Source organism: Thalassotalea sp. 1_MG-2023, from assembly GCF_030546745.1.
In the GTDB taxonomy this organism is placed as follows: domain Bacteria; phylum Pseudomonadota; class Gammaproteobacteria; order Enterobacterales; family Alteromonadaceae; genus Thalassotalea_C.
Window position 1 is genome coordinate 1 of the sequence record NZ_JAUOPD010000046.1, and the last position, 6,357, is coordinate 6,357.

Annotated in this window: 8 protein-coding genes and 2 pseudogenes; 1 reads left to right on the forward strand and 9 read right to left on the reverse strand. The window is 39.2% G+C overall.

Annotated features, from left to right (window positions below; genetic code table 11):
• Nucleotides 1-567 (forward strand): annotated as a pseudogene (locus tag Q4489_RS17940) (transposase); the annotation flags it as partial.
• A gap of 192 nt (nucleotides 568-759) precedes the next feature.
• On the opposite strand, the gene Q4489_RS17945 reads toward Q4489_RS17940, so the two are convergent.
• The 9 genes and pseudogenes from Q4489_RS17945 to Q4489_RS17980 all read right to left on the reverse strand — a co-directional run bounded on the left by Q4489_RS17945 (nucleotide 760) and on the right by Q4489_RS17980 (nucleotide 6,163).
• The gene (locus Q4489_RS17945) at nucleotides 760-1,620 is read right to left on the reverse strand and encodes an acyl-CoA thioester hydrolase/BAAT C-terminal domain-containing protein (RefSeq protein WP_303483243.1); all 861 of its coding nucleotides are present in this window, start codon (nucleotides 1,618-1,620) and stop codon (nucleotides 760-762) included.
• Between the two features lie 16 nt (nucleotides 1,621-1,636).
• Complete coding sequence (locus tag Q4489_RS17950) at nucleotides 1,637-2,347, reverse strand: LytTR family DNA-binding domain-containing protein (protein WP_303483247.1); 711 nt, start codon at nucleotides 2,345-2,347, stop codon at nucleotides 1,637-1,639.
• A complete protein-coding gene (locus tag Q4489_RS17955; protein WP_303483251.1) occupies nucleotides 2,341-3,363 on the reverse strand; it encodes a sensor histidine kinase in 1,023 nt (340 codons plus the stop codon). Before Q4489_RS17955 ends, Q4489_RS17950 begins: the two co-directional genes overlap by 7 nt.
• Before the next feature lie 150 nt (nucleotides 3,364-3,513).
• Entirely contained in the window at nucleotides 3,514-3,627 is a 114-nt protein-coding gene (locus Q4489_RS18320) for a class I SAM-dependent methyltransferase (protein ID WP_368389618.1), read from the reverse strand.
• 41 nt (nucleotides 3,628-3,668) lie between these two features.
• Nucleotides 3,669-3,821 (reverse strand): annotated as a pseudogene (locus Q4489_RS17960) (transposase); the annotation flags it as partial.
• Between the two features lie 76 nt (nucleotides 3,822-3,897).
• A complete protein-coding gene (locus tag Q4489_RS17965; RefSeq protein WP_303483254.1) occupies nucleotides 3,898-4,431 on the reverse strand; it encodes a hypothetical protein in 534 nt (177 codons plus the stop codon).
• A 128-nt stretch (nucleotides 4,432-4,559) separates the two neighbouring features.
• Nucleotides 4,560-4,913, reverse strand: a complete 354-nt coding sequence (locus Q4489_RS17970) for a DUF2306 domain-containing protein (protein WP_303483257.1) — start codon at nucleotides 4,911-4,913, stop codon at nucleotides 4,560-4,562.
• Nucleotides 4,914-4,985: 72 nt separating this feature from the next.
• Nucleotides 4,986-5,168, reverse strand: coding sequence for an SEC-C metal-binding domain-containing protein (locus Q4489_RS17975; RefSeq protein ID WP_303483260.1), 183 nt, complete (start codon nucleotides 5,166-5,168; stop codon nucleotides 4,986-4,988).
• A gap of 338 nt (nucleotides 5,169-5,506) precedes the next feature.
• A complete protein-coding gene (locus tag Q4489_RS17980) occupies nucleotides 5,507-6,163 on the reverse strand; it encodes a hypothetical protein (protein ID WP_303483263.1) in 657 nt (218 codons plus the stop codon).
• Between the last annotated feature and the right edge of the window lie 194 nt (nucleotides 6,164-6,357).

A 6,357-nucleotide genomic window follows, 5' to 3' on the forward strand; every position in this document is an offset into this window, starting at 1 on the left:
CTGCCTTTATTAAGCTCGCAAGGCAACTACAATCAAAATACCCTAAAGCAACACTGCACTTTATTTATGAAGCTGGCCCTTGTGGGTATTGGATTTACAGGCTGCTAACCAGCCTTGGCCATTGCTGTTATATCGTAGCCCCTTCACTCATTCCTAAAAAACCTGGCGAACGAGTAAAAACTGATAAACGTAATGCAGCTAAACTAGCGCTACTTTTCAAGGCAGAAACGCTCACCGCTATTTATGTACCCGAAGCTGAAGATGAAGCTATACGAGATTTATCTCGTGCTCGGGAAACGGCCATGAAGGATTTAAAAGACGCCAAGTTTCAACTTAAAGGCTTATTTCTTAGAAACAATATTCAGTGTGAAGTTAAAGATGATTGGTCGAAAAAGCACTTACCATGGTTAACTGAACTCGTATTTCACAAATGATACAAACCATCACCGAGCGAATGAAACGTGTGTCTCATTTATGAGTGAACTTGAATACCAAGTAAAGCAGTGGTTTTATTATCCTGTCATTAATGCCTTAGAAGCCATGCGCGATGTTCGATTATTGATGGCAAAAATCAAAATTGATTTACTGTAATTACTTGGTGTTTAATTAAAAAGCAAGAAAACACAGCTGCCTGCTTTACCGGAAGTTTCTAATGGGTGACCCCGGAAAAATATAAAAAGCGACTAAAAGCTGCAGGCACAACGTTACCTGCAGCTCAATAAACTTTGCAACGACAAAGAATATAAGAAATGAGTTAATTCAATACTCCTTATTCGCGCAACGTGCTACCAAGGTTTCGCTTAAAAATTGATTTACCTCAGTTTGCACTTTTTTGTTAAAACTGTAGTGACCCGCGTTAAGTGCGATATGTTTAAATGGATGAGAGAAATTAGTTTCGTGTAAACCAGCTTCTATATATCCGGCCATTATGTACGATGGCCAAATTTCATCGTGTTTGGCAGAGATCAGTAGCACTGGCCCATTGGTTTTTTCAACCGGGATACGGGCGGCTACAATTGCTTCAGGAGTTGCCTCAGTCAATGCAGCCTCAAAGGCAGGTGTAAACTCACCCGTTACATTCCCCTTTTGCATTTTCCATGACAGTAGTGGTGCATCAATGTAGTCCAGAGCATTGCCGCTGAGCGTCCAACTCGAGCGAGAAGACAAGGTCTTAACAGCATTCCAGCTTACGTGACTAGGCATAACAGCCACAACATGGTTTATCTCGTCAAAGTGCGTACCGAGTAATAATGCCAGCTCTGCTCCTTTAGAAAAGCCATATACCGCCACGCAATTTTGGTTTATCTTTGGATCTGCACTCAATGCTTTTATCCGTTTGGCTATGCCATCCAACGATAATTCAGCTGCACTGTTTGATGTATTTTCAGTGCCATAATAACCAAGTGCCGCGACTGATATACCAATATCATTAAACCCATTTAAAAATGGTTGCCACTGAGGATTAGCGAGTGTATTTCCTCCTTCGCTGCCACCTAACACCACAACCAGTGGGTGAGTCTGACCGTCGTCGATAAACTGGCGCTTAACATCAGGAATAGTCGCGTTTGAACAGGCCGCAAGAAGCCCTACCAAAAAAAATGGCATCATAGTTTTCATCATTTTATTACCTTTTGAGTTAGCTGAGCCCTGTGTTGCTCAGTTGTTGTTTGAGTAGTTTTGCACCGCCCCGGCTGGTCACAACTTGCAAATTGCTATCACGCAATTTGACAAGGTAACCCCCTGTAACCCAGCGTTCAAACGCAGTTATCGCACTTTGGTTTACAATGGCATGACGGTGAACTCTTAAGAAATGTGTTGGCAATTGGTGTTGGATCTCCTCAAGAGAGCCGTCAATGGGGTATTGCTTTCCATTGCTAAACGCGATGGCTTGACCGTATTCCAGCTTTATAAGTTCGATACTACTGACATCAATTAGCGATGTTTTCCCCGCCACCTTACTCGTTAAAGTAGCGACTGACCCTGTCGTTATAGCACGATTGACTCTTGATAAAGCTAACGCTAGGCGCTCAGTACTATAGGGTTTGAGCAGATAATCAACCGCGCCGAGCGTAAAGGCTTCAACCGCAAACTCACTGTATGCCGTGGTAAAAATTATCGCACCTGAAAACCCCACCCCTTGTAGTTCTTCGACCAAAGTGACACCGTTGCATTCGGGCAAGTTAATATCGACAAACACAATATCTATCGTAAGTTCTTTATGTGAATCAAGAAATGCTAATGACGTGTTACAAGTCAGTACTAGATTGTGCTTGGTGATCTGGCCAAGTTGTTCAGTTAACTTATCAATGGCAGGTTGCTCATCTTCCACTATCGCAATGTTCAACATTCCTTTGTTCCTCGTGTGAGTGAAAAGCTGACAACTGCACCGCCAGTGTGCATGTCGTTACAAAGTCTAAGTTCGGCATTTTCTTCCAACTTTAACCGTGAGCGCGTGATCGAAAGACCGAGTCCCGAGTTTGACGAACCCACTATGTCCTGCTCCTTAAAGCCCATCCCGTTGTCACTGATTTTAAACACTAACTGGTTCGCAACCCTTTTGATTAATACATCAATGTGAAGCGGCCTGCTGTTGCCATGTTTTACGGAATTTTCCAAAATTGGCTGTAAAATCATTGGCGGTATTACTTCGCTCAACAGTGCATCGTCGATATTAAAGTCGATGATAAGCGCATCTCCAAATCGGCTTTGCTCTATCTCACACCATTGATTTAGTGCGATAAGCTCATCAGCAACGGATACTTTGCTCGGTATTTTTCCGCTTGTCACTGAATGCGTTAATGAATACCTTAATACCGCAGCGAGGTTATGAACCAAAGACTGTGCTGCTTCTGGTTGCTTTGGTACAAAGGCTGCGATTGTGTTGAGGCTATTGAACATAAAATGCGGGTTTAACTGACTGTGTAATAACTTAATTTCAGCAAGTTGGCGAAGTTGTTTTTCTTGTTTTAGCAACTTTTGGGAAAGGTAGAACTTAATCACCACAAAAATACCGCTAGACCAGGGCAGTGCGATGGTTAGCGCCTCAAACAGTGAAAATGAATGGGTATTTAACATTTCACTTCTAAGTACACCCCAACATAAGCAGCCCATGACCATCAACCCGTAAAAACCGATATATTGCAACGGCCAATTGCCTATCTTGAAACGGATGATGAGTACGTAACTTATCATCATAGGTAGCCAGTAGAGCAGCACAACAGCCAAAATAGAAGAAAGCGCGATATTCGCCGACAACAACATGCCCCGCTGCACCCAATCAGTAAGGCTGATAGCAAAGCTTATGGCGGCAACGATAGCTAAAATTGCGAATTGTTCATTTCGCTGCAATGTGAGATTGGCCATGATCAGTACAAGTAGTTAATGAATATGTTCATGGTACGCATTTAGCATCGAAAAGCACCCTGAATATTGCTGAATGGTCGCTTTTCAATGCTAAATGGTTATTTGCTTTAGTCGCACTGCTACATCCAAGTAAGCGCTGAAAAGAAAAGATTAACTCACTTTAACTCGTAAAGACTTGAGGTTTCTTTGCTCATCAGTGTTTTTAAATTCAGGTGGATTGTGTAAACGTTCAACAAAGGTGAGCGTTGGTGCCTCTCTTGTCATATCATCAAACAGGAATTGGCTTGTCACATTGGGAGAATTCACTCGCGCCAACGACTGAGCATAAACAGATGAATATCAAGTGCTAAAGCAACATCCTTTGACATGACATTGTCTTTTAAGCTTAGTTTGACTGCTTTAATTTTGAAACTTACTGGGTAAAACCATGTTTTTCTAGGTTGTGTATATTTGAGCATTGTAGCTTCCTCAATGTGATGAGGAGGTGCCCACGAAAATGGGGGGGGGAAGAGCATTATTCCTGTTTAATGCTTGTTAGTTTGCATTTTGAACCACAATCATTTGTTTTGCAAGGTACGATAAATAACGTTGTAGAATTGCCAAAAATATAATAGGTAAAACAGCCGCATAAGTACGATTACCTTCAAAGATAATTGCAAATGGAAGCATTGATATCGTTGCAACAAGTAAATATATAGAAAACTTACGAGCGCTATCTTTTACTGCAATAAAGCCCGATGAAGATATAAATGTGGTTAAGCTACCAACAATAACCATAAGTAAAATTATGGCAGACTCTCTTAGTGAGCCATAAAGTTTTAAATACCACCATTGCTGAAAGAAAGCGGCTAAACCACCAAGAATGAGGTAAATATTACCAGCCAATACTAGACGGTTAAGTGGATTTTTCTGAGGGAGTAAAATAATCAATTGAATTAAGCCTAACAAAGCACCTAACTGAAAAGCCTCAAGCCAACGATCGTTTGTTGGTGCTCCATTCCAGAATGCGAAAGTAGCAAACGTAGATAAAGGAAAAAATTGAATAAAAGCAAATATCCATTTACTCATGAGCTTGACGAAATCCTCTGCTAACTAACGCCCATATTAACGGGCAAATTTTGCTTAGCTATATAATTTGGAACGCAGTGACAAACGCCAAGCTTCATTTGCCCTGCTGAATTGTTTGTTAGCCTTTACTAATAGAATACGCCGTAAAGAAAACGACTAGGAGTTACAACAGCAAAATATGCTGAAATAACAGTACCTATGTATGCACCAGTCATACAATGAGTATGGCGTTTTATATTACCTTTGCGAATAGAAATCACACCCACAGGAATACAAACAATAACCAATATTGAAAAAAGGTGTAACCACGTAAGACTACCCGTTGGCGTTATAAAAAGAGAACTTATTGCAGTAATAAGCATTAATACAGCCCAAGCTTTTCCGATGCGCTTGTGAGTTAAAGTACCCTTTTCTAAAGATAAGTTGATAGCGCCTAAAACTAAGGAGGGGATAACGGCTAGCAGATGTATATAAATATCCATATTATCGCTATATGCCTAACAGTTAATTATGTTTATGAAAATACCGAAACCAAAGGGTATTAGAGCCCTAACTTATGCATTTTTACCACAACATTTTTTATATTTTCGACCATTACCACAAATACAAGGATCATTACGCCCAACTTTAGGCGCTGCTCTAGTTAATGGAGCTTGTGGTGGACAGCAACTAGTATTTGTACAAGTTGACTCTTCTGATTCAAAACCAGTCTCTGGTAAATTATTATTTTCACTCATGTTAACTAAAAATGCCCTTCTATATTAAAATCACTAGAATTGATTATAAACATAACGAGCTTGTAGAATAACTCGTTTTTATATTATTTATTAATCAAAACACTCTAACTGGATTATTTTCTTTTAACAATCAAAAACCTTTACGTTATTGGCGATTTTATTTTTACATCGTTAATTCAGTAAAATTATTAATTAACGCCTGATGATTCGAAGTACTTAGAGGCGTTAAAAATCAAAGGGGGTCGCCGTTATTAAAATATGCGGTGGAAAGTAAGTTTTAAAGCTTGCTGTCCACCTCAGGGCGTGTTGTTATAGCTACACTTCTCAAAGCTACTGTATTAAAATTTATTCTCTTTATTTTTTTCTACGGCGTTACAAAGAATTAGAAACTCAGGCAAAAGCTTATCATAACACTCTATGAGAAACTGATTAACGTCCTGCTCATTGATAACTTGAGTTTCACCATTTGAATAAAAAGAAATTTTTTCAAAAATAAGTTTAACTCCTGTATTTTTGATCCTAACAAGGTGTTTATGTTTTGTTCTGTTAACAAGTCCTTTGAGTTTATGATAAATAAAATTACTATAAATTCCGTCAAGTTCCTTGTGATAATCAAAAATTTTATACTTTTCGATGAAGTCTTTGTTCCAACCAACTGACTTTGACTCTATCTTAAATTTGTTATCGATTAAGTTTAATGCGTAGGGAAATGAGTCAATTAAGGAATGTAAATTTTGGAGGAATGCAATAACACTAGCTTCATAAATTACTCTAATAGATTTCCCGTCAAAACTACTATCGAGGCGTTCTTGTAATAATGCCTTATCACATGAATTACGTTGAAACTCTTGATAATGGTATTTGCAATAGTTAATTCTTTTGTCAATAGATTGCATTGCAATTTTTAAAAGCTCAACTTCCTCAGAGTTTTCTGTACCGAGCTCTTTTTGCTTAAGCTCTACAATTTTATTTAGACTAAAAGATACAGTGCTCAAATTCACTCCTTAGATCGTAGTAGCTATAACGCTGCAATAAAAGGCGAGCGTTAGCGAGTCCAGCCCACGCCTTTTGTGGGCGATTTTGAATTGCCTTGTATGGATAATAAACCCACAAAACTTAAACTTATTCGGTAAAGTGAGACCCAAGCTATAGCAGCAACTATAGCTTTTCTATTAGGTAGTTCGATTGA